Genomic DNA, 22,999 nt, shown 5'->3' on the forward strand with positions numbered 1-22,999 from the left:
CACCATGCAAGGAACGACTCGCACGGACGATGTCGCTACCTCCGACGCTGATTTGCTCGCACAGACGGCGATCGCCGTCCGCGCTGCCGGATCGGTGCTGGTCGAGCGCTTCGGCGAGGTCGCGCATTACCAGACCCGCGAGCAGTTGACGCACGCGCTCGCCGCCAACGACGACGCGGCCCTCACCGTCCTGCGACCCCACCTGGAGAGCCTGCGTCCGGACGCCCGCTGGGTGGACGACGAACTCGCGGGCGGCGCCCTGCCGTCGGGCGAGTGGTGGGTCGTGGATCCGGCTGAGGGCAACATCAACCACTTGCACGGCCTGCCGGACTGGGCCGTCACCGCCACCCTCGTCCGCGAGAACCAGCCGGTGCTGACCGCGGTCCATGTGCCGTTGACCGGCGAGACCTACACCGCCCTCGCCGGCGCCGGAGCCCACCTCGACGGTCAACCGCTGCGGGTGTCAGGCACCGCGAGCCTGGGTCTCGGCCTGGTCGCCACGAGCCAGGCCAGGCCGGACGAGGACGAGAGGGTCGTGCGGCGAATCGGTACCTCGATCACCGCCATGCTGCACGACGCGCTCGTGGTGCGTACCTCCGTGCCCGCGACCCTGCACCTGGTGAACGTGGCCGCAGGCCGGATCGAGGCCTTCTGGCAGTTCGCAGGCGCCCGAGCGGATCTGCTCCCCGGGGCGCTGCTGGTCGCCGAGGCCGGCGGACGGGTCTCCGACACCGCAGGCCGCCCTTGGACCCCCGCGAGCGAGAGCTTCCTGGCCGCCGCACCCAGTGTGCACGCCGAAGCCGTCGCCACGCTTACCCGCTGACCATCCACGAGCACAACAAGGACGACAACACCATGACCACGATCGCCGTTCTTGGAAACGGCCGCGTCGGCGGCAACCTGGCCAGCGCTCTCACCAAGACAGGCCACGAGGTGACCGCGGCGGACCGTTCCCCTGGCTCTGCCGTCGACGCCGCGGGCAGGGCGCAGATCGTCATCAACGCCACCCCTGGCGCGAGCTCGCTCGAACGGCTCACTGCGCTGCGAACAGTTGCACGGCAAGATCCTCGTGGACGTCTCCAACGCCACCACCGACGGAGCCGACGGACTGCCCGCCGACCTGATCTACCCCGGCTCAAGCCTCGCGGAGCACCTCCAGGAAGCGCTCCCCGACACTCACGTCGTCAAGACGCTCAACACGATGCTGTACCCGGTGATGACCGCGCCCGCCACACTTGCCCAGGCGCCCACGGTCTTCCTGTCTGGCCAGGACCCGCAAGCCAAACAGGTCACAGCGGGATTGCTCGCGGACCTGGGCTGGCTTCAGGAGTGGATCATCGACCTCGGTGGGATCGAGACCGCGCGAGCCACCGAGGCCGCGATCCTGTTCGTACCGCACGTGATCCGCGCCAACGGGTTCGCGCCCTTCGCCATCTCGATCGCGCGCTGACGGCGTCCCAACTTACGCGAACGGACGTCTCGATCCGTGCTGGTGACTTTAAGGATTCGGTCCAGCCGAGAGGACGGCGGCGCAAGCCGAGATCGACGACACCCCGGCAAGTGCCGCGTTGGACCTGTGGAGATGATCGACTCAGTCAGCGCCACCCTCAAGGACGCCAAGCCGGAAGGGCTGAACCGGTTGTACCGCGACCTGGACCGGAGGATGGTCTATACCCCAGAAGAGCAGGCCATCGACGTAACGGCCTGCCCCCGTGTGGCTAGTGCGTGTGTCCGACGAGCGACTTGCGCACTAGCCCACACGCCTGTGGCTGTCTTGAGCCTTCCCGAAGCGGCAGCGCTAGTCAGCAGTAGGCCAGCGCGCTGCCAACTTCCGTCGCCGCGCCCCTCACATCGACCAGGCGTGGGCATCAAGTGCCCGTGCACGGTTGATCCGTGGTCTTCTATGTCCGCCAACGTCTGAGTGGGTCGACGACGCGAAGCGCGGGCACCTGTGGGCACTACGATGCCGCCGTGCCCACACCCTCTGTTCCCGGTACCGAGGTCCACGCCCGCACCGCTACCCGGTTGCACCCGCGGGCTGGGGCGCCTACCTCGGCGGACAGCCACATCGGCGGCCCAATGCGCTCGCCTGCCGACGAGCCGTGGCCGCACTGCGTGGATCCGCTGCCAGACGGCTCGCTCGGACAGGCACTACTTGGGGTCGCGCAATTCTATCGCCAGGATTTCCCGATGCTGCCATTTCCGGCAGGGGGCGACCTGCTGCAGGTGTTCTGGTGCCCAGCCGTCTACGATGACGACCATCACCACGGCTACGAGCCAATAGCGCTCCGCCTGTTCTGGCGCGATTCGTTGGGGCTGAACGACCCTGACCTCGATCAGCCCAAACCCGTGCTGGTGCACGAGGAGGCCGTACCTGACCACCCCTGTGCGCTTCGGCCGTGTCAGGTCACGGAATATCCCCACCCCTACGACGCCAAGGAGTTGGGGTTCGAGCCCGATGACGACTGGCCGGAGCTGGCCGATGGCTCCAAGATCGGTGGCTGGATTCCCTGGTACCAGACCGGCCCGATGACCTTTCCCTGTCCAGACTGCGAAATGGACTCGGTCCTGATGCTGTCCCTGCACACCCGAGAAGAAACCGACGGCTGCTCGTGTGAAACCGACGAGACCGGCGTCGGCTGGCAATTCGGCCGAGAAGGCGCGCTGAATATTCTGGTCTGCCCAAACAACGTAGAACACCGACCAACACCCTGGATCGACTAGTTGTGCAGTGACCACGCCTGCTGTGCCACCCGGGCCTAACCCCGATAGCTGCTGCTGGCACACCGAGGGGTCGCTGCGCCCGTCCAGCACCAGCACCCGCCAGTCGTAGAACCGCTCTCGCAGCCGCTGGTCGAACAGCGGCTTCCTTCTCGGCGTTTGCCACGCCCCCACGGTGCCGCGACCTCGCCGCGATCCACTCGTCGCTCCGCTGTGAGCAGATCCGCCCCCGGCAGCTCCGTTGCGGTCGCAGCGGAGCCGCTCTTCCATCACGAGCGACGAGTCGACACACCGTCAGGGCGGCCACACCACTCGGGTGTGACCGCCCTCGATGTCGGCTAAGCGTTTAGCAGAGGCCCGTGTAGTAGGCGTTGGTCGTCCGCCAGGAGAGTTGGCGCTTCTCCCAGGGGGAGAAGCAAGAACTGTCACTGGTGTTGTTGTTGTAGTCGATGTGGACCCGCACGTAGGTGGAGCCGCAGTGTCGGTACCAGTAGGTGTAGCCGCTGAGCCAGTTCCCCTCCTGCCAGTAGCCGCAGGGGTCGTCCGTGACGGCCGCGGGTGCCCCCGCCGCCGGTGTCACCGCCTCGATGGCGCTCGACGTACCGGACCCGGCCAACAATCCCCCAGCGATTACAGCAGCGGCGGCTGTCACTCGCGCGAACTTGAGCACAGAGTTCCCCCTTCACAGTCGATTCACAGGAACAACCATCGACAAAACGCTGGAGTATAGACGCGAAACCACATAACAAACAGTCCATAGTCGACGGTCGCTGTCCGTCGCACGCCCGGTTGTGCGACAACTCAGAGAATACCACGGTCGCTGGCGACCTGCAATCAAAAACAGAGAATGAATATCCCTTTTATTCATTCGTGAAACCGGGCCACCTCCAACCGTCGCGCATCCGTCCCGATAGTCAGTCGTTGCGCGAGGGCGTCGGAATCGTCGGCGGCCACCGCCGCGAACACCCCGGCCGTGCTACACCCCGCTACACCGGCCGGCAGGTGTGGAACAAGCAACGCAAGGACGAGATCCTGCTCGATGTCGAGGACGTCGCGTTGGGGCACATGAGCAGGATGCGCCACAACCAGCCGGACCAGTGGGTCTGGTCCGACGACGTCGTCCACGACGCGCTGATCGACGGCGACACCTTCGACCGGGTCCGGCAGGTGATGGCCGCCAAGGGCGCGGGCCACACGTCGCCGCGTACGGGGTGGACTTGTGGGTGCCTGAACTGTGCGGCAAGTACGACCCGCGCAATCCCTCGCACAAGATGCTGATGAGCATGCTCGGTGGGATGAGCGAGTCCGAGCGGCAGCATGTCCAGGCGCGGGTGCGGGCGGCGATGGACGCGCAGGTGGTCAACGAGGGCCGCCACCAGGGCGGTCGGGCGCCGTACGGGTACGTGACCGTCGATGGCGGGCCGCATCCGAACCCGCGCAAGGCCGTGGAGGGGTTCCGGCTGCGGGTGTTGACCGTGGATGAGCCGTGCGCGGAGGTGGTGCGGCGGATCTTCGCCGAGTACTTGGACGGCAAGGGTGATCGGGCGATCGCGAACGCGCTCAACCGCGAGGGAGTCTTGTGTCCTTCGGCGCGGCGGCCGGAGCAGAACCGGCATCGGCTCGCGGACGGGTGGCAGGGGAGCACGGTTCGCACGATTCTGGAGAACCCGAAGTACACCGGGTACGCGGTGTTCGGGCGCTGGACCAAACAGGAGATGCTGATCGACCCCGACGACGTCAGCGCTGGAAACATCACCCGGTTCCGACGGGCACCCGCGGAGAGGATCGTGCGGTCACGAATGCCCGCGCATCCGGAGATTGTCTCGGTGGAGCTGTTCACCGAGGTGCAACTGTTGCGCAGGGCGAAAGCCGCCGGGGGATTGGAAGCGCGGCGCAAGCTCGAACGTGGCCCTCGGGAGACGAAGCACGTGTACGCGCTTCGGGGTCGGGTCCGGTGTGGGTATTGCGAGCGCAGGATGGAGGGCACGCCGCGCTCCACTCGGATCTATTACCGGTGCGCCGCGCGCAGCATCGTGCCGGGGTCGCCTGTCCTGGCCACGCACCCGAAGAACGTGTATCTGCCGGAGTTGCCCGTGGTGGACGGGCTGAACGAGTGGCTGGGGCACTTGTTCGCCCCGCCGCAGCGTGAGGACACGGTGCGCAGGCTGTTGGGTGTCGTGCCGTCCGAACAGGACTCCGATGCAATGGAGTCGGTGCGTAGGAAGTTGGCCGACGCGAAGACCCGGCTGCGGCGGTTGCAGGCCGCGATCGAGGCAGGGGCCAACCCGACAGCTCTGGTCGACGCGCTCAACCGCGCGCAGGAGGAACGGGACGCCGCACAGGTCCAGATCGACGCGACCCCGACAGCGCGGGCCGCGACCCGCGCGGAGATCGACGCGATGATCGATCACCTGGCCGACCTGGGCCGCTCGATCAAGCACGCTGACCCGGTCAAACTCCGCGACCTCTACGAAGCGGTCGACCTGCAGATGGTCTACGACGCCGAAGGCCGGACGGTCGATGTGACCATCCGGCCTGGTAGGGGTAGTGAACGTGTCCGAGGGGGGAGATGCGCTCTATCTACACGCTTGCATCTATCACAAAAGACACCAGAATAGCGCTTCAGGTATGCGTGCGACCAGATAGCGCTGCGTAAGTCATCGCCGCTATCAACTAACCTGAGAAGAATTTACTGACAACCGGAGGGGTGAAGTTGCGGTGTTCTAGCATTCGCAACGTAGGATAGTTTTCTTTGTCTGCCGAAACCCACCTGCGAATCATATTCCTACCCTGGCCTACTTGGAGTGACCCAAGGGCCAGAATCCTCTTCACATGAGGATCTGTCGCTTGTTGATAGGCTGCATGGCACGCAGCACGGCCTGCGGTGGGATTCCACGCGCACAACCGTTGTACTGCAACCGCTAGTATTGGCAATGACGCTCCGGCATTGACCACCGTTTCGGTAAAATACTCAATCAGTTGTCGATTAGGCTGGAACCCTGATGGGAAGAGTCTCGCAAAATGTGAAAGAGACCATGGAAACATTGCCCATTCGCTGCCAGCGTACTCGACAAACCACTCCTGCATTAGCTCTGGCTGCTTTGCCTTTTTTAGGAGCTTTGCCCATGCATCGGCGACATGCGGCATCCTGGGCGCGAGTTCAAGGAGGTCGTCCAACCGATAGAAATGGTCATACTTACGCATCCTCACTGATGCGAAGTTGATCGATGACCTGCTTGCCTTTTCTCGATCTTCAAGGAGACCGTCAATAAGTTCCTCTAATGGGACAAAATTGGAGTTTTCCGTGATCGCGTCATCAATAGCACTGTGTTCAATTTCAAGGGCTTGTTTGGCTACATCGTCCCCTTCAAGCACTTCGGTCTTAGCGATATTCAAATTGAGACCCAAATTCCGCGCGACTGATTGAAGATCTTTTTGCGCTGCGCGGGCGGATGCTGGGTTCTGAGTAAACAACCAGATATCATCCATCCACCGCGCAAAACTGTGGTACTGCAACTTGCTCTTGAAAACATTTGGTGCCGATGATGCATGGCTAGTCAAAACATCATCAATCGGATTCAGGAACATGTTGGCAATGACAGCTGATGCTGTGGACCTTTGCGGCAAGCCTAGTCGCCCTGGAATGGTCTGAAATCCATCAATCAGACTATGTAGACGGTCGAGGTGTGCACCAGGAGTCGCTCTGTCTTGAATATCCTCATGTACAGCATTAATCGGGACGCTCGCAAAGAAGGAGGTAATATCCGTTCTAAGCGCTGTCGAGGAGAAGGTGGCCAGGCGATTCAAATGCCCTGTGTAGGTATGCCATTGAAGATCTTGATTAGAGTACTCACCGGGTGCTGGAGAAATCGCTGGTAACCGCCAACCGAAAGTATTTGGCGACAACGTGCCAACAATATCAACACTAATCGAGTCCACCAAAGCCTGGTATAGAACTCTGTCGGCAATGTCAAGCACAACAGCTGGTCGCGTGGACCAATTCTCTTTAGGCACTTCGATAGGAAAAGCTTGTTGCGAGCCTGCGCTTAGGCAATGCTGGTGGATAATTTCCGGCTCGACCCTGGCCAAAAATTCGATTTCTGGCCAGCCCCACGGGTCGTGATGCCAGTCGCGCAACATCTCGGTATGGAGGTTGCCTGCGGCTACATCCAAGTTCAGGTTTTCAACCCATGCGCGTCTGACCATGTACCACATGATGCCATGTCGGGCGTTCGTGCGCGCACCCGACTCCATCCAAGGTGGTGCCTAAAATAGCGATCTCGCTGGATGCGGATCCAACTCGGTAAGCTTGGGCTAGCATAGTCGAGATTTGTCCAAATGCAATGCACTGCTGATACGGAGGATTGATGAGAATATTCACTTTTGGCAAGGCGACTTCATCGTCGTCACGAATCGTAGACGACTTGGCTCCTAGCCCACGTCTCGTGGAATTTGTGAAAAAGCTTGAAGATCGCTCCTATAGGACTTACAAGGCTCGACTGATGGCGCACCGTCGACTGGTGCTTCGAAATAACGCCTGGAACTGCTCTTTGATAGCGTTCGCTACATCAACAACCGTCGCATCTGTGGGTATCCTAATCGAGAAGAATATGTACGGAAGAGGTGGAGATGCGCTAATGGTTGCACTTGCGATTCTATCACTAGTTACTTCCCTGGTCGTCTCAAATATGAATTACGGTGCTCGCGGACGAGCAATGGAAGCCAACTATAAAATGATACAGCAGATCTCTGCAGAGTTGGAGAGCTTTTTCACTGGTCAGGGTACAGATTCCTGGTCGAAATATCATGATATTCATCGGCGCTATCTGAATGCTGTAGATTCCTCTGAAAACCACTCAGAGTCCGATCACTTTAGAAACACGCAAGATAGCCTCTCCTTCAAACATCGTCGGAAGGTCCGGTTTGACACCTCTGTCACCTTCTTTCCAGTCTTCACGCTAGCGGTACCAATTTTGGTGATTATTCCTTTCATTCTGTGGTTCATTCGCGGTTTGTAATTAGACGCACCAATATCTCCCGCTGAGGAGGCTCGGGTCTGGCTACTTGTATTGAACTGAATCCAGGACATGGCAGGTTCAGGCGCGGTCGTAGCATGTGATCGTGGTGTGCGGTGGGGAAGGATTCCCTGTCGTGCGCGGGATGTTGACGTTGGCTGATCGGGAGGAGATCTCCTGGGCTGGCGCCGAGGACCCGGATTCGCCCATGTCGTCGACCGCCTGCACGGCCACTATCAGGTCAGGCTCCTGTCTCCTACGGAAATACGGTGCTGGGCGATCCTCGGCCATCCGCTGCCCATAGAAAAGACCTCACAGCAGCAGCCGGGGACCAACAAATCGATAGACCGCACGTTCAGTCTCGCCATCGATGGCCTCGATCGAGAATCCCAAGTCGCGTTCAACCGAAACTCTCGATAGCATGGCAACATGCGTGACTACTTGCTTGAGGTTCCTTGCGCAGAGGACCACAAACCCTGTCAAAAATTCTTGCAAGATAAGGGGTTGAGCGTACTTGCAGTTGGCCGAAAAGAAGCCGAAGGAATGGCAGGTGTCAGACTAGCGTACGACGGATTGTTTTTGATCATATGTACCGATATGACTCGTGTTGATGTTGAACTCTTTGTGGCTGGACACGAATGGCTCGTCCGTGTCGTCGGTGAGCGGGAAACCAGAGAATTTCCAGCATGACGCGGGCTATTGATTTTGACTATCAAGATATCTAGTGATCATCTCAACAGTGAAGATAGTGGGAAGATTGAGGGCGCAGTGAACTCTTATGACGAGAATCTATCCAGAGGGAGCGCTTTCGACCCTGTCGATATTGCAATCTCGGGCCGGACGTATTCTCAGTACGTGTACGTTCGTCCCGACGCAGATAAGGGGGTTTCGGCTAGGCTTCCCGTCATTTCGACACCAGAAGTTGTGTACAATCGACGATCTCTAAGTCGGGTTGACTTGCAACCTGAACGACGTGCAATGATGCAGCTCGAAAACATCAAGGTAATAGTCACAGGAGACGTCCTGTCAGACAGTGCAATACCAAGCGTTGCGGCAACTCAGCTCGCTGCTTTGTCGAAGACGGATGATTTCTCAGTCTATATGATGCCGTCCTCCTTTGTCGAGAATTGGAAAGAGGTCGGAATCGCTTCGATCGTAGATGGCGGGCCGGAATATCTTGGTGTCACCTTCGCAAAACCTGACGGCACGCTGCAAACGGGTGTCATGAGAAGGAATGTTCAGCGCTATGTAGATCGACTGGGCGCAGCTATGGGAAGCGCGGAGAGGAATGCTCTAGCCGAAACCGTTACGCTAGTGAATGCCGCATCAAATATCGGTGCTAGAATTGTTGTTACGAGATCGACAGAGCTGCTTCAAGCAAGGAAAAGGGGGGTTGGATTCCTGTCGACGTGCGGTCTTCTCGATCCAGAGGAGGCGGTCACGATATGTTACGCACTGCTCCGAGGACGTAATAGGTACGTGACCCAGAAGCATCCTGACTATTGTCGGAGATCTGACGAGACCGTCTTCTACTCAAGCCTTGCCAGTAACTTGCTGGGCAAAACTTCTAAAGTGTTACGACACGTCATGAATCCCGACTTTAAGGGAAGGTATGAGCTGCCCGCTAGCCATCTTCAAGCCATTCTGACAAGATTTACAGACCTTCTAATCGCTGCCGATGAACTTGGGAGAGCATATATCAGCGAAGGAATGAATGGCGGAGGAAATGGACAACTGATTCGGCAGTTGAGCCACCTAAATAACAGCATAGTTGCATACTCGGGAGCGCTGGATGCGATCGCATGGGTTGCAAAAGATCTGGATTCCACAAATGTACCCGGAGGGAAAATGTCGATTGCCTGGAAACAGCTCGTCAAGAACGAACCTAAAAAACTCGGCAGTTTGGTCACTGGAGATGCTGCGATCATGCAGGCCGCGGCTAGCGCAGTGGATCCCGTCTGGCCAAATTTCGTGAATGACTTGAGAGAGAAGGTCCAGCATCGCAAACCTCTGACTGGGGGAATTGCCCAATTTGTAGTGAGTGGCAATGGTAACCCAGAAGCCTCCTACAGTGTCGTTGACCTCAGAGAAAGCACATCCGCAGAAGTTTCTCTACCTCCTGGCATGTATGGAGTCTTCCGCGACGGATGTGTTCAGCCGCATGTATTGCAGCACGAGATGGTTAGGTCACTCCAAGGAATTTTGGAAACGGTCATCGGCTCGCTTGGATGGTCCGATGATTCGTGGATCGTAGACGACGAGCACAGCCATGGAAGTCTTGATGAGCACCTTAGCTTCGGTCGAGATGCTGTTCAACAGTGGTGGTGGAGATGACAATAGAAGCGGATGATCTCACCTTGTTGGCAACCTGCGCTCTCGACATACTTCTGACAAGTTGCTGACCAATGGGCCGTTAGCCGCTGGCAGAGATTGCGTTTCCAAGCATGGTCGCTTTGTGCAACAACTACGCAGACTGATTTGACCAATTTGTCCACGACTACTGGCCATCTGATGGCGGATTGATGACATAGAAAGTGTTCCAGACGGTGTTGACTCTGCGGTTGAGGGCGCGGGTTGCGAGGCGGTTGCCGAGGTTGATGAGGGTTCGGCCGAGGTGGTGTTCGTCGTGGGGTGGGGTGGGGGTTGTGCGTCCGGCGTCGGCGTCGAGGTGGCGGAGGATGTAGCGGGTGATGTGGGTGTTGGCGGTGGAGAGGTTGGCGCAGAGTTGGCTTTCCTCGTTCCAGTCGTCGTCGTCGGGGTGGGTGGCGGGGGCGGTGGTGGTGGCCATGGGCGTGGCTTTCGTGGGTGCGGGTTAGGGGGTTTGCGGAGTGGTGATGAGCCATCGGGAGGCGTTGATGGCGAGGGTGTAGGCGTGTTCGAGGTTGTGGATGTCGGTAGTGGTGGCGGTTCCGGTGCCGAGGTGGTCGGAGAGGGTGCGGGCGTAGACGGCGACGTCGATGAGGTTGCCGTGGACGAAGGCGGTTTCCGGGGGCGGCGGGGTGTTGATGGTCTTGGTGCAGCTCGTGGTCACGGTGGTTCACCTGGGGTGTGGGGCAGCACCCGGCGCCGGTGGCCGGGGCATGGGGGTGGGGCGCCGGGTGCTGCGAGGTGGCCGACCGGGAGCGGACGCGCTCGTGGTCGGCTTGGCTTGGTGGATCTGGGGCCAGCGGCAGGCTCGATGAGGCGCTAGGTGGCGGAGTCGGCTGTGATGACGCTCGCGGTGGTCTTCATCTAGCGGGACGGGATACCGGGCGTCACCTCCTAGGGAAGCCGGTGGCCGTCCGTTGATCGCTGATTGATGGGACGGGTGAAATGGTGCTTCCACCAGGGGAGATGGGGTTGGGACAGGTGGCTGGCAGTCCTGTCCCGCTGTCCCAATGGGGCTCTGTTCAAGGTCAGGGAGTCGGAAGGGATCGGACGTGTCCAAGCGGCGCCGAGGCTCCCGGGAGTCGGCACTCGGCGCGGGCCGTGGTGCGGGAGGCCGGCGGCGGCGGGTGCAGAGGCTGACTGCACAGGCCGAGAGGGTTAGGCGGTTGGTGGGGTCTTCTGGTGGACCTGGAGCCAGCGGCAGGCTTCGATGACGCCGTAGGCGGTGGAGTCGAGGTTGTCGATCTCTAGGCCCTTGTCGAAGGTGCCTTCGGTGATGGAGTCCAGTACCTCGTTGGCGTAGCGGATCAGGTCGCGGAGGTCGTCGACGAGTGAGGGGACGAATGACGGCCACGGGGTGCTGGGGTCCGCGGGCGCCGTGGTCTGGGGCGTGCGGGACAGCATGTGGGCGTCGCCGCCGGGAGGTGCGATGGGCGTGTTGTCCGGGGTCGGGCGAGCGGGTGGGGTCACGGTGGTGTCTCCCGTAGTCAAATTGAGTGGGGCACCTGGGGCGGGGGTGGAAGGGGCATTTCCGTGGTCGCTTCCGGGTGCCAGTGCAGTCAATCGACTCGATGAGGTGGTGACCATGGAGTTCAGGTCCGGAACGTGTCGGGTGCGGGTCGGGTTGTGGCTGGTTGGGCTACGTTTGGTCGATTTCGGCTGTTACGGTGGTGGCAGCGGGATTGCTGGAGGTGGCCTGTATGGGTGCTGTTCGTCGGCGGGTGGAGCTGGCTGCCGCGCGTAAAGCGGCAGGGCTGACGCAGGAGCAGCTTGCTGAGGCGTTGCGGGTCGATCGTAAGACGGTGATCGCGTGGGAGACTGGGCAGCACACTCCGCAGCCGTATGTTCGGCCGAAATTGGCGCACTTGCTGCAGCAGACGACGGCTGAGTTGAACGTCCTTGTGGACGGTTCTGATGAGCCGGTGGCGATTGATCGGGCCGATTTGGACGGTGCTTTTCGGTGGCTTGATGATCGTGCCGGGTGGGTGGATGGCACTGGTCGTCGTCGGGTCGGGGCTGCGCTGGCGGGTCTGCCGCGGCGGGGCGAGTCGGTTGGGCGTGGGGCGGTCGCAGATGCGTTGAGTCGTTACTACGGCGACGGGGGTCGGTACGTGGTCGGCGTGGGTGGGACTGAGTTGGCGACCAGCGTGGTGACTCGGGCGGAGTGGCTGGATCTTGCGTGTCCGCTGGGAGCCGGAGGGGACGACATGGCGTTGTCGCTGGCCGCGTCACCGGACCCTGTGGTGCTAGATGAGCGCGCGGCCGACGTGGCTGTTCGGCGGCTGGCTGAGGCTGTTGCTGGAGGTGCGCGGCTGGCTGACGCGCCGATGTATCGGCTGGTCGGTGTCGAGCCGGGACCTGCCGTGATCCGGGGGCGGGTCGAGGTCGCGTCGTTCCTGGACTACGCGTTGACGGTGGATCTGTTGGAGCGGGAGTTGGTTGACGCGCTCGCGGAGGAGCGGGACGAGCTGCCGTTGCGGGACGGGTTGCTGCCTGATCTGGCGTCGGTGTTCGGGCTGGAGGGACGCTTGTGTGCGGGTGGCGTGCTTGCACTGTGTGCGGTGGCTCGACCAGGTGATCCGTACACGGGGGAGCCGGACTATGCGCTGCTGGTGCAGGAGCGGTCGGCTGAGGTGGTGAACGCGGTCGGGCGGTTGGCGGTGATTCCGAAGGGGTTTCATGCGCCGTTGAACGATGTGCGTGCTGATGCGCGGATCGGGGCGACGTTGCTGCGGGAGATGGAAGAGGAGTTGTTCGGCCGCGGGGAGTTGGACAGCACTGGGGGTGCGCAGCGGGCTGCGGCGCCGATGCATCGGTCGCGGTTGTCTGAGCCGATGCGGTGGTTGACCGAGGTGCCCGGGCGGTTGCGGATGGAGTGCACCGGGTTCGGGCTGAATCTGGTGAGCGGCAACTACGAGTTCGCTTGCCTGGTCGTCATCGAGGATGACGAGTTCTGGACGCGGTTCGGTGGGCAGATCGAGGCGAATTGGGAGTCTGCGGGGTTGCGGCTCTATTCGTCGTTGGATGCCGATTCTGTGGAGCATTTGGCAAGGGACGAGTCGTGGAGCAACGAAGGGTTGTTCGCGTTCCTGCAGGGGGTCAGGCGGCTGCGTGAGGTCGGTGGGGAGCGTGTGGGTTTGCCTGCGGTTGAGTGGCGGGTGGACTAGTTGGTCGCGGATGGCCAGCGGACGGTCATGACGATGGACGGTGCCAGGGCTTCCCATGAGTGGTCGATGCCCGCACCCCACATGATGTAGTCGCCGGGACGGGTCATGGTCTTGGTGCCTTCGGTGAGGTCCACGCGGAAGTGGCCTTCGACCAGGATGACCAGGGTGGTTCGCTGGTCGTCGGAGGTCCACTCGGGGCGTTTGTCGCCTTCGGGGTGGGTGCCCCACTTGACCTCGACATCCTTCGAGGCGCGGATGCCCTGGGACGGGTCGATGAAGTGGCCGACCAGCCAGCCGCGGGTCTCGGTGGTGTCGTCTGCGGCGTTTCCGCTGGACCAACCGTGGCTCACTTGCCGATCTCCCATTCGATTGGTGGCATGTTCACTCGTTCGCCTCCGGTTTCGGTGAGGCGTCGGAGTCCTTGCAGCATGGCGAAGAGTCCTTCGTTGCTCCACGCTACATCACCCAATAGTTCGCCTACGAGGTCTGGGTCTTGGGTGGAGTAGCGGCGCAGTGCTGACGATTCCCAGTTGGCTTCGACCATTCCGCCGAACTGGTCCCAGAATTGTTCGTCTTCGATGACGATGAGGCTGGCGTATTCGTAGTTTCCGCTGACCAGGTTGAGGCCGAAGGCGGTGCATTCCATGCGCAGACGGCCGGGTGCTGCGGTGAGCCAGCGCAGGGGCTCGGAGAGGCGGGTGGGGTGCATGGGGTCGGCGCTGCGTTGGTCGCCGATGGTGCTGTCGATGTCGGCGCGGCCGAACAGTTCCTCTTCCATCTCGCGCCGCAGGGTGGCGCCTACCTGGGCGTCGGCGCGGACGTCGGTGATGGGCTGGTGGAAGCCCTTCGGGATCACCGCGAGGCGGCGGGCGGCGTTGACGACGTGGCCGGAGCGCTCTTGGACGAGCAGCAGGTAGTCGGCTTCGCCGCGGAAGGGGTCGGCGGGTCGGGCGATGGCGGTCAGGGCCAGGGCTCCACCTGCGCAGAGTCGGTTGGCGACGTTGAGCAGCGTGGATGTGTCCGGTAGGTAGCGGTCGCGCAGAGGCTGGGACCGTGTTCCGGTGGTGAGGGCGTCGATCAGTTCGCCTTCGAGTAGATCCATCGTGAGCGCGTACTCGACGAACGGGGCGATGCCCGCGGTGCCGCCGATGGTCTGCGGGCCGATGTCGATACTGGTCAACCGATACAGCGGGCTGTCGACCAGGCGGACGCCGAGGGTGAGGGTTTCGGCGAGTCGGTTCACTGCGGCGGTGGCGGCTTGTTCGTCCAGGCCGAGCGGCACGTCGGGGATGCTGGTGGTGGCGCGTAGGCGGTCGTGGCGGGGGAGCAGTGGGCACGCGAGGTCGAGCCAGGTCGGGCGGGTGTGGATGCTGGTGGCGAAGTGCTGGTCGCCGAATCGGGCGCGGTAGAGGCCGTGGTCGCCGTAGTACTCGGTGAGGGCTGCGGCGACGTCGGCTTGGGTGACTTGGGCGCGGCGGTGGCCGCGGTCTTGGATGTCGTGGGTGGTCAGCTCGGTGGTGCGGGCGGCTACGCGGTGGCGGGCTGTTCCGGCTTGCCATCCGGCGTGGCGGTCGAGCCAGTCGAGGGCGGCGCCGATGTTGGGGTCGCCTGCGAGTCGGTCGTGGGTGGGGCTGGGGGCCGTCGTGGTCAGGGCTGTGAAGCGGGCTTTGGCGGCGGGTGTGGCCCGGTCGAGCGCTGTGTCGAGGAGCTGTTGCATTTCCGATTGCGGTTTTGCCGTGGGTTTCTGGTGCCAGGCGGCGACGGTGCGGGCGGATATGCCAAGGTGTGCGGCGAATGCTTCCTGACTGAGGCGTAGCGCGTCCTGCAGAGCGCACGCCGTGCGGCCGGTCCAGGCGCTAGCCCGGGTCATCGGATTCCCGTTTGTGCGGCGTTTGTGCGGTGGTTCTGCGGTGCTTGTGCATGGGGATTCGTGGTGAATCGCCCTTGAATTATGGGTATGGAAATCACCTGGATCTCACCGCTTGCGCCGGACGTGCCGGGCGACGTCGCTCAGGTCGCGTTGCATGGTGTTGAGCTGTTCGGTGACCTCGGTGAGTCGCCGTTCGAGCGAGTCCAAACGCGACAGGACACGGTTCTCGGTGTCGACGCGTTCATCAGTGCGCGGCGGGATTCGGCCTTCGAGCACGGCGCTGAGGTGTTCGGGGTGCAGGCCGAGTGTGGTCGAGAGGGCTTCGAGGGTGCGGGCGCTGCGGCGGCGTTCGACGGTGTGGTGTTGCAGTTCGCGGACGATGGCCTGCGAGACGTGGGAGCGTTCGGCAAGTTCGCGTTGGCGCCAGCCGAGCGCTGTCACGCGGTCGTTGATGACGCTCGCGACTGCCGACCAGTCTTCCGACACGTATTCCTCCGTGCTCCGCCTTCGGGGCTGAGATTAGCGGTTCCGTTCTTGACCCGCTGCCGTGTGGGCATTCGCCCCGGCAGATCAGACCACTTCTCGGGACGAAATCATCCCGTCTCAGTACTGAGGACTTCCACCATGAGCACCGCTATGTCCACGGCCGGGCGATCGGCCTTTCACACCATTCACGAGACGGCTTGGATTCTCGGTGCTCCGCTGTGGCGGGTGCGTCGGGCGATCCGGCGGGGGTCGCTGCGGACGGCGCGGCGGCATGGGCGCCTGGTGGTGCCCGGTTGCGAGATATCGCGGTGGCTCGACGCCGCGGGGGTGCGACGTGAGCACTGAGCTGCGGTTGATCGGGATCGCGTGGCGGCTGGATCGGCTGCGCTGGGTGCCGACTGAGGTGTTGGACGAGGTCGTGCGGCGGGAAGGCGAGTGGACGACGGACCCGCCGGACTGGTCGGGGACCGATCGGGAGGTGGCTGCGGAGCTGTGCTCGGGGTGCTCGGTTCGGGACGAGTGCCTGGAGCTGGAGTTGCGGACCGCGGGGGCGGACACGGTGGGCGTGTGGGGCGGGCTGGGGGATGAGGACCGGCGCGCGCTGTACCCGTTCTGGTTGCGTCGTGGTGAGCGGGTCGAGCGGGGGCCACTCGCATGATCAATCTGACGGTGACGCAGGTGCTCGCTGGTGGTGGCGGGCTGGTGGTGTTGTTCCTGGTCTGGCGGGCTGGGGCTCGACGGGCGAAGGCGGCGGCTGAGGCCGCGCGCGGTGGTGCGCGGTTGGTGTCGCTGGTGGGGCGGGTGCTGTTCAACGCGGGGCTGATCGTGGCCGTTCAGTGGGTCGTCATCACGCATCAGGGTGGCCCGTGGTTGTTGCTGGCGGTGCTCGGGTTGCCAGCGCTGTTCGCGGCCTATGCGCTCACTCGGGCGTTGACGGTGACGACGGTGGACAACTCGCGGCGGCGGCGATGAGCGGGGAGCTGGTGAGGGCCGCGCTGGACGCGGAGCTGGTGGAGTCTGCGCCGGTGCGGCCGAGGGTGTCGTGGTGGATGCGGTCGCCGTGGGTGCCGGTGTGGCTGAAGAGCTGGCGGGATCTGGTGGCGGTCGTGGTGCGGGCGCCGTGGGCGGTGCTGGGTGCTGTGGTGCGCGGGCTGGTGATGGTGGCGCGGTGGTGGCGTCGGTGGGTGACGGTGCGGGACTACCGGGATGCCGCGGAGCAGTCGGAGAAGTTGGCGGACAAGTTCGAGACGATCCGAGCGTTGACGCTGTTCCGGTGGAAGGTGACCGCGGCTGTCCTGGTGGTCGCTGCGGTGGTCGTGGCCGTGCTGGACCTGCTGTACGGGGTGCTGTGGGTCGTGCTGGGGCTGGTGGCCGTGGTCTTGGCTGTGCTGGGACGGCGGCGTGAGGGGAGTCCGGGGCGGCGGGCGGTGTTGGCGGGGCCGCGGGCGTTGACCTGGACGATGGACCCGCAGGTGCTCATCGATGCGTTCCGTGACGCGAAGCTGATCGGCAAGGACGAGTCGCTGCGGTTGGTGGAGCGGGCGACGCGGGCCGGTGCTGGGTGGGCGGTCACGGTGGACCTGCCGGCGACGCGCAAGGCGACCGATGTGATCAAGAACCGGGAGGCGTTGGCGTCGGCGCTGGCTGTGGATGAGGTACAGCTCAGCGTGGAGCGGGTGCGCGGCAACGGTGGGCACGCTGGTCGGGTGGCGATGTGGGTTGCCGATGCCGATCCGTACGCGACACCACCGGTGCGGACGCCGTTGTTGGATGTGGAGCGGTGGGACGCGTGGCGGCCGGTGCCGTTCGGGCGGGACGCGCGGGATCGGCGGGTGGACTTGCCGCTGGTGTGGACGTCCGTTCTGGTGGGTGCGATTCCCAGGCAAGGCAAGACGTTCGCGGCTCGGTTGGCTGCGGCGGGGTTGATCCTGGACCCGTTCACGCGTCTGTATGTGGCGGATTTCAAGGCCGGGAAGGACTGGGACGCCGCTGGGCAGGTGGCGCACCGGTTCATGTCGGGGGATGACCCGGAGCACGTGTTGGCGCTGGTGGGCTGGTTGATCGAGCTGGTGTCCGAGGTGCAGGGCCGGTTCCGGCGGATGCGTGCGTTGGACGACGTGGTGTGTCCGGAGTCGAAGGTGACTCCGGCGATGTCGCGGGACATGCCGATCACGGCGTTGTTCGTGGATGAGGTGCAGGTGCCGTTGGAGGACCGGACGCCGGTTCGGGTGCACGATCGGCGGCTGGCGGCCGGTGAGTACGTCGGGGAGTTGCTGACGTGGTTGGCGAAGAAGGGTCCTGCGGCGGGGATCGTGCTGGTGTTGGCGACGCAGCGGCCGGACTCGAAGACGATTCCGTCGGGGTTGCGGGCGGTGTTGGGGTCGCGGTTCGCGTTGCGGGTGATGGACTGGCGGGACTCGAACATCGTGCTCGGGGAGCAGATGAACACCCGTGGGTATGACAGCAGTCGGCTGTTGGCGTCGCACAAGGGTGTGGGCATCCTGCGGCCGGACGGGGAGACCCAGGCCGGGGCGGATGTGCTGGCGGTGACGGTGCGGACGTTCTACATGCCGAATGAGGATTGGCGCACCATCTGCGCTCGCGGCCGGGAGCTGCGGGAAGCCGAAGGGACGCTGACCGGTCAGGCCGCTGGGCAGGACACGGCCCTGGTCCTCGATCACACGGCGGCGGCGAAGGCGATCGGGGCCGGTACGGGTGCTGGTGGGCCGGTGTGGTGGCCGGGTGGGTTGCCGGAGCCGTTGGCGGCGGTGGTGGCTTACCTGGGTGATGACCTGGAGGCGCGCGAGTTCGTGCCGACCGCGGAGTTGGTGGAGGCGCTGGAGGTCGAGCCGACAGCGTTCGCCCGGCAGATGGTCGGGCTGGGGTGCAAGCCGCTGCGCAACCGGACACCTATGGAGGACGGCGAGGTCAGACGGGTACGCGGCTACCTCACCAGCGACATCCGCGCGGCGGTCGAGCAGGCATCTCGTGGTGATTTCAGCGCTCCTGTCGACGCCGGACCGAGCGAGTCGTGAGCAGGGCCGAGGAGACCACCGTGCGACTCCCCACCGAAATTCCCGTGCTCAATCAGCGCGCGAGTCGAACTCTTCTTGCCATACTGGTCGAGCTGACCACTGTCGAACTGCTGGACGAAGAGGTTGACCGTGACTCGTGAAATCAGCTTGAACCCGTGGGCGACGCTCGATGACCTCATGGGGATCGAGATCGTGGCGCACGTCGTGGACGAGCGCGTCGGGGCGTTGGCCTTCTACGGGCGGTGCTCGACCGAGGACAACCAGGACCCGGAGACGTCGTTGGGGTGGCAGCAGGGCAACGCGGCGAAGTTCGTGGGGCCGCTGGGTGGGCGGATCGTGGCCGAGTTCTTCGACATCGGGCAGTCGCGGTCGGTGCCGTGGGAGCGGCGGGAGGCTGGGGCGCGGTTGCTGGCGGCGCTCAAGGACCCGGGGCGGACGTGGACGGGTGTGGTGGTGGGTGAGGGCACTCGGTGTTGGTTCGGGAATCAGTTCTCCCTGATCGCACCCCGGTTCGCGGCGTATGGGGTTGACCTGTGGGTTCCGGAACTCGGCGGGAAGTTCGACCCGCGCAATCCCTCGCACAAGATGCTGATGAGCGTGCTTGGGGGCATGAGCGAGTCCGAGCGGCAGCATGTCCAGGCCAGGGTGCGGGCTGCGATGGACGCTCAGGTGGTCAACGAGGGGCGTCACCAGGGCGGGCGGGCTCCGTATGGCTACCTGGTGGTCGACGCCGGGCCGCACCCGAACCCGCGTAAGGCCGCGGAGGGGTTCCGGCTGCGGGTGTTGACCGTGGATGAGCCACGCGCCGAGGTGGTGCGCCGGATTTTCGCGGAGTACCTGGATGGCAATGGCGATCGGGCTATCGCGACCTTGTTGAATCGGGAAGGTGTGGCGTGTCCGTCGGCGAATAGGCCGGAGCAGAATCGGCACAGGCTCGCGGATGGTTGGCAAGGCAGCACTGTGCGCGCGATTCTGGATAATCCGCGCTACACCGGTTACGCGGTGTTCGGTCGGTGGGCCAAACACGAGATGCTGATGGACCCCGACGATGTGGCCGCGGGGCACGTGACCCGGTTCCGCCGTGCCAGCCCGGACCGGATCGTGCGGTCGCGGGAGCAGGCGCACCCGGAGATCGTGTCGGTGGAGAGGTTCACCGAGGTCCAGTTGAGGCGCCGGGCGAAGTCGGCCGGCGGGTTGGACACCGCCCGCAAGGCCGAACGCGGCCCGAACGCCGCGGCGCGTACCTACCTCTTGCGGGGCATCGTGCGGTGCGGGGTGTGCCACCGGAAGATGCAGGGCGCCACGATCCGCAGGGGCGCCTACTACCGGTGCACCGCCCGCACGATGGCGCCGGGTTCGGCGGCGTTGGCCGGACATCCGAAGACGGTCAACCTGCGTGAGGACGCGGTGGTGGATGTGGTCAACGACTGGATCGGTGGTCTGTTCCACCCGGACAACGTCGACCACACCGTGGCGACCCTGCTGGGCGCACAACCGGACGTGACGGGCCGAGCGAGCCGTGAGGACGCGAAGGCTCGGAAGGCGGACGCGGAGGGTCGCTTGCGGCGGTTCCAGGCCGCGATCGCGGCGGGAGTGGACCCGACGGCGATGGTCGAGGCGATCAACCAGGCGCAAGCGGAGAGGGCGGCGGCGCAGGCCGAGATCGACAACGCCCCGGCAAGTGGCGCGCTGGACCCTGCGGAGATCTACGCGATGATCGACTCACTCGGCGACATCGGCGCCACCCTCAAGGACGCCAAGCCGGAAGGGTTGAACCGCCTGTACCGGGAACTGGACCTGAGCATGGTCTACAAACCAGAAGAGCAGGCCATCGATGTGACGGCCTGCCCCCGTGTAGCTAGTGCGTGTGTCCGAGGGGGGACTTGAACCCCCACGCCCGTTAAGGGCACTAGCACCTCAAGCTAGCGCGTCTGCCATTCCGCCACCCGGACTCGCGGGAGCCCCGCGTGGTGTGGGCATACCTTATCCGACCGCGCCTGCCTGTCCCAAACCGGGGCGCTCGCCTGGCGAGGGGGGTGGTAGGAAGGCGGGGTGACGCAGCAGCAGAGTGCAGACCAGCCCCACGACACCAGTCTGGCCGAGGAGGAGTCGGTCTCGCTGACCAGTGAGCTGATCCGGATCGACACGACCAACACCGGGGACCCCGCGACCGTCGTCGGTGAGCGGGTCGCCGCCGAGTACGTGGCCGAGAAACTGACCGATGTCGGCTATGACATCACCTATGTCGAGTCCGGGGCCAAGGGCCGGGGCAACGTCATCGTCCGGCTCGAGGGGGCCGACTCGAGTCGGGGGGCGCTGTTGGTGCACGGGCACCTCGACGTGGTTCCCGCCGACCCCTCCGAGTGGTCGGTGCACCCCTTCTCCGGGGCCGTGCAGGACGACTACGTCTGGGGTCGCGGCGCGGTCGACATGAAGGACATGCTCGGGATGACCCTGGCGACGGCCCGCCGGTTCAAGCGGGACGGGATCGTGCCGCCGCGGGACCTGATCTTCGCGTTCCTGGCCGATGAGGAGGCCGCGGGGACCTACGGCTCGCAGTGGCTGGTGGAGAACCGGCCCGAGCTCTTCGAGGGCGCGACCGAGGCCATCAGCGAGGTCGGCGGGTTCTCGATCACCGTCAAGGACGGGGTGCGGGCCTACATGATCGAGACCGCCGAGAAGGGCATCGCCTGGATGCGGCTGCGGGTGCGCGGGCGCGCCGGGCACGGCTCGATGGTGCACGAGGACAACGCGGTCACCAAGCTCACCCAGGCCGTCGCCAAGCTCGGCACGCACAAGTTCCCGCTGGTCCTGACCGACTCCGTGCGCGAATTCCTCGCCGCCATCACCGAGCTGACCGGGATGGAGTTCGACGAGGAGGACCTCGACGGCTCGGTCGCCAAGCTCGGCGCCGTCGCCCGGGTGGTCGGGGCGACCATCCGCGACACCGCCAACCCCACCATGCTCACCGCCGGGTACAAGGCCAACGTCATCCCCTCGGTGGCCGAGGCCGTCGTCGACTGCCGGGTGCTGCCCGGCCGCCAGGCCGCCTTCGAGCGCGAGCTCGACGAGCTGCTCGGCCCCGACGTCGAGCGGGAGTGGATCTCCACCCTGCCCCCGGTGGAGACCACCTTCGACGGCGCGCTGGTCGACGCCATGACCGCCTCGATCACCGCCGAGGACCCGGGCGCCAAGACCATGCCCTACATGCTCTCCGGCGGCACCGACGCCAAGGCCTTCCACACGCTGGGCATCCGCTGCTTCGGCTTCGCGCCGCTGCGGCTGCCCGCCGACCTCGACTTCACCGCGCTGTTCCACGGTGTCGACGAGCGGGTGCCGGTCGACGCGCTCAAGTTCGGCACCCGCGTTCTCGACCGGTTCCTTCGCAACAGCTGACCCTAGTATCGCCGGGTGACCGAACGCCTCGTCCTCGCCGACGGGGCTGAGCTGTCCCTGACCAGGGGCGGAGACCCCGACGCCGAGGTGACGGTGGTCCTGTCGCACAGCTACGCGCAGGACCACCGGGTCTGGCACAAGGTCAGCGCCCTGCTCCCCGAAGCGACCGACCACCCGATCCAGGTCCTGGCCTACGACCACCGCGGCCACGGGGCGTCCACACCCGCCACCCGGGCCACCGCCACTGTCGAGCGGCTGGGTGACGACCTGGCCGAGCTCGTCACCCAGGTGTTGCCCCACGGACGGGTGGTCTTGGTCGGGCACGGCATGGGCGGTCTGACCCTGATGGCGCTGACCGCGCGGCACAAGGACCTCTTCGCCGAACGCGTCGGCGGGCTCGCGTTCCTCGGCACCGCGGCGGGCTGGCTGGCCGAGACCTCCACCGCCTGGCCGAGCACGGTGGGCAGGTTCGTCCAAGACCTCAAGGCCGTCCTCGGCGGCCGGATCGTCAACCGCGTCACCGAGCGCCTGGACAAGGCCAAGACCACCGGCCTGCGCTGGCTGCTGCTCGGCGAGGACCCCGAACCCGACGACGTCCGGCTGGTCGCGGACATGATCGCCGCGCACTGGCCGGACACCGTGGCGCTGTTCCGACCCGGCCTCGACCGCTACGACCGCGCGGCGGCGCTCACCATCGCCGCGGGCACGCCGCTGGTAGCCGTGGTCGGCGACCGCGACCGGCTCGTCCCCGCCGCGCACGCCGAGGCGCTGGCCCGCTCGGCGGACGACGGGACCGCGGTCGTGCTGCCCGGACTCGGGCACATGCTGCCGCTCGAGGGCGCCGCACAGGTGCTGCCTCGGCTGGTCGGGTTGATCAACTCGGCACTTCGCGGCTGAACCGCGCGTCGACTGGCCGCGTAGGGGCAATCGCGGTTTGCTGTG

At 64.3% G+C, this 22,999-nt stretch carries 23 protein-coding genes, 1 tRNA gene and 1 pseudogene; 16 read left to right on the forward strand and 9 right to left on the reverse strand.

Annotated features, from left to right (window positions below; translation table 11 throughout):
• Positions 1 to 4 precede the first annotated feature (4 nt).
• The 4 genes and pseudogenes from QSK30_RS03775 (at position 5) to QSK30_RS03785 (ending at position 2,724) form a co-directional block, all read left to right on the forward strand.
• Positions 5 to 823, forward strand: a complete 819-nt coding sequence (locus tag QSK30_RS03775; RefSeq protein ID WP_285499552.1) for an inositol monophosphatase family protein — start codon at positions 5 to 7, stop codon at positions 821 to 823.
• Positions 824 to 855: 32 nt separating this feature from the next.
• Positions 856 to 942, forward strand: a pseudogene (locus tag QSK30_RS36760) (hypothetical protein); the annotation flags it as partial.
• 109 nt (positions 943 to 1,051) lie between these two features.
• Positions 1,052 to 1,450 (forward strand): NADPH-dependent F420 reductase, encoded by a 399-nt coding sequence (locus tag QSK30_RS03780; RefSeq protein WP_285499553.1) that lies wholly within the window; start codon positions 1,052 to 1,054, stop codon positions 1,448 to 1,450.
• Positions 1,451 to 1,893: 443 nt separating this feature from the next.
• On the forward strand, positions 1,894 to 2,724 hold the full coding sequence (locus QSK30_RS03785; protein WP_285499555.1) for a hypothetical protein: 831 nt from the start codon (positions 1,894 to 1,896) through the stop codon (positions 2,722 to 2,724).
• Positions 2,725 to 3,067: 343 nt separating this feature from the next.
• Here QSK30_RS03785 and QSK30_RS03790 read toward each other — a convergent pair whose 3' ends face one another.
• On the reverse strand, positions 3,068 to 3,337 hold the full coding sequence (locus tag QSK30_RS03790) for a DUF6355 family natural product biosynthesis protein (RefSeq protein ID WP_285499556.1): 270 nt from the start codon (positions 3,335 to 3,337) through the stop codon (positions 3,068 to 3,070).
• A 305-nt stretch (positions 3,338 to 3,642) separates the two neighbouring features.
• On the opposite strand from QSK30_RS03790, the gene QSK30_RS03795 reads away from it, so the two are divergent.
• Both QSK30_RS03795 and QSK30_RS03800 read left to right on the forward strand, forming a co-directional pair.
• Positions 3,643 to 3,999 carry a recombinase family protein gene (locus QSK30_RS03795; protein WP_285499557.1) on the forward strand — a complete coding sequence of 119 codons (357 nt, stop codon included), beginning with the start codon at positions 3,643 to 3,645 and terminating at the stop codon, positions 3,997 to 3,999.
• Entirely contained in the window at positions 3,945 to 5,339 is a 1,395-nt protein-coding gene (locus QSK30_RS03800) for a recombinase family protein (RefSeq protein ID WP_285499559.1), read from the forward strand. Before QSK30_RS03795 ends, QSK30_RS03800 begins: the two co-directional genes overlap by 55 nt.
• A gap of 55 nt (positions 5,340 to 5,394) precedes the next feature.
• Here QSK30_RS03800 and QSK30_RS03805 read toward each other — a convergent pair whose 3' ends face one another.
• A complete protein-coding gene (locus QSK30_RS03805; RefSeq protein WP_285499560.1) occupies positions 5,395 to 6,927 on the reverse strand; it encodes an RNA-directed DNA polymerase in 1,533 nt (510 codons plus the stop codon).
• Positions 6,928 to 7,166: 239 nt separating this feature from the next.
• Between QSK30_RS03805 and QSK30_RS03810 the strand changes: the two genes are divergently transcribed.
• From QSK30_RS03810 to QSK30_RS03820, 3 genes are all read left to right on the forward strand, one after another.
• Complete coding sequence (locus tag QSK30_RS03810; protein ID WP_285499561.1) at positions 7,167 to 7,739, forward strand: SLATT domain-containing protein; 573 nt, start codon at positions 7,167 to 7,169, stop codon at positions 7,737 to 7,739.
• Positions 7,740 to 8,165: 426 nt separating this feature from the next.
• Complete coding sequence (locus tag QSK30_RS03815) at positions 8,166 to 8,426, forward strand: hypothetical protein (protein WP_285499563.1); 261 nt, start codon at positions 8,166 to 8,168, stop codon at positions 8,424 to 8,426.
• 288 nt (positions 8,427 to 8,714) lie between these two features.
• Positions 8,715 to 10,070 carry a hypothetical protein gene (locus QSK30_RS03820; RefSeq protein ID WP_285499565.1) on the forward strand — a complete coding sequence of 452 codons (1,356 nt, stop codon included), beginning with the start codon at positions 8,715 to 8,717 and terminating at the stop codon, positions 10,068 to 10,070.
• Between the two features lie 163 nt (positions 10,071 to 10,233).
• Here QSK30_RS03820 and QSK30_RS03825 read toward each other — a convergent pair whose 3' ends face one another.
• The 3 genes from QSK30_RS03825 to QSK30_RS03835 form a co-directional block, all read right to left on the reverse strand.
• Entirely contained in the window at positions 10,234 to 10,524 is a 291-nt protein-coding gene (locus QSK30_RS03825) for a hypothetical protein (protein WP_285499566.1), read from the reverse strand.
• A gap of 24 nt (positions 10,525 to 10,548) precedes the next feature.
• Positions 10,549 to 10,767, reverse strand: a complete 219-nt coding sequence (locus QSK30_RS03830; RefSeq protein WP_285499567.1) for a hypothetical protein — start codon at positions 10,765 to 10,767, stop codon at positions 10,549 to 10,551.
• 494 nt (positions 10,768 to 11,261) lie between these two features.
• Complete coding sequence (locus QSK30_RS03835; protein ID WP_285499568.1) at positions 11,262 to 11,573, reverse strand: hypothetical protein; 312 nt, start codon at positions 11,571 to 11,573, stop codon at positions 11,262 to 11,264.
• 230 nt (positions 11,574 to 11,803) lie between these two features.
• Here QSK30_RS03835 and QSK30_RS03840 point away from each other — a divergent pair, with 230 nt between their 5' ends.
• Positions 11,804 to 13,270 carry a helix-turn-helix transcriptional regulator gene (locus QSK30_RS03840; RefSeq protein ID WP_285499569.1) on the forward strand — a complete coding sequence of 489 codons (1,467 nt, stop codon included), beginning with the start codon at positions 11,804 to 11,806 and terminating at the stop codon, positions 13,268 to 13,270.
• Here the strand turns inward: QSK30_RS03840 and QSK30_RS03845 are convergent.
• From QSK30_RS03845 to QSK30_RS03855, 3 genes are all read right to left on the reverse strand, one after another.
• Positions 13,267 to 13,620, reverse strand: a complete 354-nt coding sequence (locus QSK30_RS03845; RefSeq protein WP_285499571.1) for a signal peptidase I — start codon at positions 13,618 to 13,620, stop codon at positions 13,267 to 13,269. The genes QSK30_RS03840 and QSK30_RS03845 overlap by 4 nt on opposite strands.
• Complete coding sequence (locus QSK30_RS03850; protein WP_285499573.1) at positions 13,617 to 15,140, reverse strand: helix-turn-helix domain-containing protein; 1,524 nt, start codon at positions 15,138 to 15,140, stop codon at positions 13,617 to 13,619. Before QSK30_RS03850 ends, QSK30_RS03845 begins: the two co-directional genes overlap by 4 nt.
• Before the next feature lie 105 nt (positions 15,141 to 15,245).
• On the reverse strand, positions 15,246 to 15,626 hold the full coding sequence (locus QSK30_RS03855; protein ID WP_285499575.1) for a helix-turn-helix domain-containing protein: 381 nt from the start codon (positions 15,624 to 15,626) through the stop codon (positions 15,246 to 15,248).
• A 334-nt stretch (positions 15,627 to 15,960) separates the two neighbouring features.
• On the opposite strand from QSK30_RS03855, the gene QSK30_RS03860 reads away from it, so the two are divergent.
• From QSK30_RS03860 to QSK30_RS03875, 4 genes are all read left to right on the forward strand, one after another.
• Positions 15,961 to 16,284 (forward strand): WhiB family transcriptional regulator, encoded by a 324-nt coding sequence (locus QSK30_RS03860; protein ID WP_285499577.1) that lies wholly within the window; start codon positions 15,961 to 15,963, stop codon positions 16,282 to 16,284.
• On the forward strand, positions 16,281 to 16,598 hold the full coding sequence (locus tag QSK30_RS03865; RefSeq protein WP_285499579.1) for a hypothetical protein: 318 nt from the start codon (positions 16,281 to 16,283) through the stop codon (positions 16,596 to 16,598). The genes QSK30_RS03860 and QSK30_RS03865 overlap by 4 nt, the downstream gene beginning before the upstream one ends.
• Positions 16,595 to 18,661 (forward strand): FtsK/SpoIIIE domain-containing protein, encoded by a 2,067-nt coding sequence (locus QSK30_RS03870; RefSeq protein ID WP_285499581.1) that lies wholly within the window; start codon positions 16,595 to 16,597, stop codon positions 18,659 to 18,661. Before QSK30_RS03865 ends, QSK30_RS03870 begins: the two co-directional genes overlap by 4 nt.
• Before the next feature lie 177 nt (positions 18,662 to 18,838).
• Positions 18,839 to 20,548 carry a recombinase family protein gene (locus QSK30_RS03875; protein ID WP_285499582.1) on the forward strand — a complete coding sequence of 570 codons (1,710 nt, stop codon included), beginning with the start codon at positions 18,839 to 18,841 and terminating at the stop codon, positions 20,546 to 20,548.
• Here QSK30_RS03875 and QSK30_RS03880 read toward each other — a convergent pair.
• Positions 20,530 to 20,613: transfer RNA gene (locus tag QSK30_RS03880), tRNA-Leu, on the reverse strand. The two genes, QSK30_RS03875 and QSK30_RS03880, sit on opposite strands and share 19 nt — an antisense overlap.
• A 100-nt stretch (positions 20,614 to 20,713) precedes the next feature.
• Between QSK30_RS03880 and QSK30_RS03885 the strand changes: the two genes are divergently transcribed.
• Together QSK30_RS03885 and QSK30_RS03890 are read left to right on the forward strand one after the other, a co-directional pair.
• Positions 20,714 to 22,057: a M20/M25/M40 family metallo-hydrolase gene (locus QSK30_RS03885; protein ID WP_285499584.1), complete on the forward strand. Its 1,344-nt coding sequence runs from the start codon at positions 20,714 to 20,716 to the stop codon at positions 22,055 to 22,057.
• Positions 22,058 to 22,072: 15 nt separating this feature from the next.
• Entirely contained in the window at positions 22,073 to 22,954 is an 882-nt protein-coding gene (locus tag QSK30_RS03890; protein ID WP_285499586.1) for an alpha/beta fold hydrolase, read from the forward strand.
• Positions 22,955 to 22,999: the final 45 nt, after the last annotated feature.

Origin of the sequence: Actinokineospora sp. NBRC 105648 (assembly GCF_030269645.1) — a bacterium.
Lineage (GTDB): Bacteria > Actinomycetota > Actinomycetes > Mycobacteriales > Pseudonocardiaceae > Actinokineospora.

What these genes read in the sequence shown, in the direction of transcription:
- QSK30_RS03775 (WP_285499552.1), top strand. Translation starts at nt 5, where the DNA reads ATGCAAGGAACGACTCGCACGGACGATGTCGCTACCTCCGACGCTGAT.
- QSK30_RS03805 (WP_285499560.1), bottom strand. Translation starts at nt 6,927, where the DNA reads ATGGTCAGACGCGCATGGGTTGAAAACCTGAACTTGGATGTAGCCGCA.
- QSK30_RS03815 (WP_285499563.1), top strand. Translation starts at nt 8,166, where the DNA reads ATGCGTGACTACTTGCTTGAGGTTCCTTGCGCAGAGGACCACAAACCC.
- QSK30_RS03820 (WP_285499565.1), top strand. Translation starts at nt 8,715, where the DNA reads ATGATGCAGCTCGAAAACATCAAGGTAATAGTCACAGGAGACGTCCTG.
- QSK30_RS03825 (WP_285499566.1), bottom strand. Translation starts at nt 10,524, where the DNA reads ATGGCCACCACCACCGCCCCCGCCACCCACCCCGACGACGACGACTGG.
- QSK30_RS03840 (WP_285499569.1), top strand. Translation starts at nt 11,804, where the DNA reads ATGGGTGCTGTTCGTCGGCGGGTGGAGCTGGCTGCCGCGCGTAAAGCG.
- QSK30_RS03850 (WP_285499573.1), bottom strand. Translation starts at nt 15,140, where the DNA reads ATGACCCGGGCTAGCGCCTGGACCGGCCGCACGGCGTGCGCTCTGCAG.
- QSK30_RS03865 (WP_285499579.1), top strand. Translation starts at nt 16,281, where the DNA reads ATGATCAATCTGACGGTGACGCAGGTGCTCGCTGGTGGTGGCGGGCTG.
- QSK30_RS03870 (WP_285499581.1), top strand. Translation starts at nt 16,595, where the DNA reads ATGAGCGGGGAGCTGGTGAGGGCCGCGCTGGACGCGGAGCTGGTGGAG.
- QSK30_RS03875 (WP_285499582.1), top strand. Translation starts at nt 18,839, where the DNA reads ATGGGGATCGAGATCGTGGCGCACGTCGTGGACGAGCGCGTCGGGGCG.